This window comes from Stenotrophomonas pictorum JCM 9942 (genome assembly GCF_001310775.1).
Lineage (GTDB): Bacteria > Pseudomonadota > Gammaproteobacteria > Xanthomonadales > Xanthomonadaceae > Stenotrophomonas > Stenotrophomonas pictorum.
Genome location: NZ_BAZI01000625.1, coordinates 1 through 1,075 on the forward strand (window position 1 = coordinate 1; position 1,075 = coordinate 1,075).

At 68.2% G+C, this 1,075-nt stretch carries 1 protein-coding gene; it reads right to left on the minus strand.

What is annotated here, in order from left to right; genetic code table 11:
- Positions 1–174 precede the first annotated feature (174 nt).
- Positions 175–1,075, minus strand: a 901-nt coding sequence (locus tag JCM9942_RS16615) for a YheT family hydrolase (protein ID WP_054660946.1), incomplete at its 5' end; no start/stop codon positions are given.

Sequence of the window (1,075 nt, forward strand, 5' to 3'; positions counted from 1 at the left end):
CGGTGGGCCTGCGGCTGCTGCGGCTCGGCAGCGGTCCATTCGCGCGCCAGCGACACGGCCTCATCGGCGGCGTTACGGCGCAGGGCTTGAATGATGTTCTCTTGCATGACGGTCCGGCGTTAGCGCAAACCCGCATTGTAGCCGGCAGCGCGCATGCGTCCGGCCCGTGCCGGTTCAGTCGGTCACGGCCCGGCGCAGGTGCTGCGCCACCCAGCGCTCGGCAAAGCCGTCGCCGCGCAGGTTTTCCAGGAAGCCGCAATGTCCGCCCCAGTCGGCGATCTCCAGTCGCGCCTGCGCCGGCAGCTGCCACTGGTCGAACGTGGTGAAGGGAATCACCGGATCGTCCTTGGCCATCAGGATGTCGGCCGGCAGCTGCAGGGTGGCCAGCCGCCCGCCGGCAATGGAGTAGCCGTCGAAATACGCCTGCAGCGAGCCGTAATCGGTATGCCGTTCCACCAGCCAGCCGGTCAGCGCGCGGATGTCCAGTCTCAGCACCCCGTCATCGCAGTCGGCCAGCTCCGGGAACAGCGCGCGCTTGCGGCGCAGCGAGCCGGTCCATTTGCGATGGAAATACCAGTCGTACATCGCTGGACCACGCTCGATGCTGTCCATCGTCACCGCCGGATCCAGCACCGGACAGACCGAGGCCACCCGCACCAGCGGTATCCCGGCGGCCGGTGCGCGCAAGGCCAGCCGCAACACGAAGTTGCCGCCCAGCGAATAGCCGGCCGCCACCAGCGGCAGGTGCGGGAAACGCCGCGCCACATCCGCGGCCGCGTGCACCACCTCGTCGATCCGGCAGGAATGGAAGATGCCCGGATTCAGGTGATGGGTGTTGCCATGATCGCGGAAATTCAGCCGCACCACCTCGAAGCCCTGCTCCAACAGCCGTGCGGCGGTCATGCGCATGTAGCTGGATTGGGTGCTGCCCTCCCAGCCATGCAGCAGCAGTGCCAGCCCGACCGGTTCACGCTGCGCCGGAATCCGGCTGTGCAACGCCTGCAGGCGCACACCGTCGCCGCCATCGAGGATCAGTTCGCGCGACTGTGCGCCACTGGCCGCGAGCAGCTGCTCG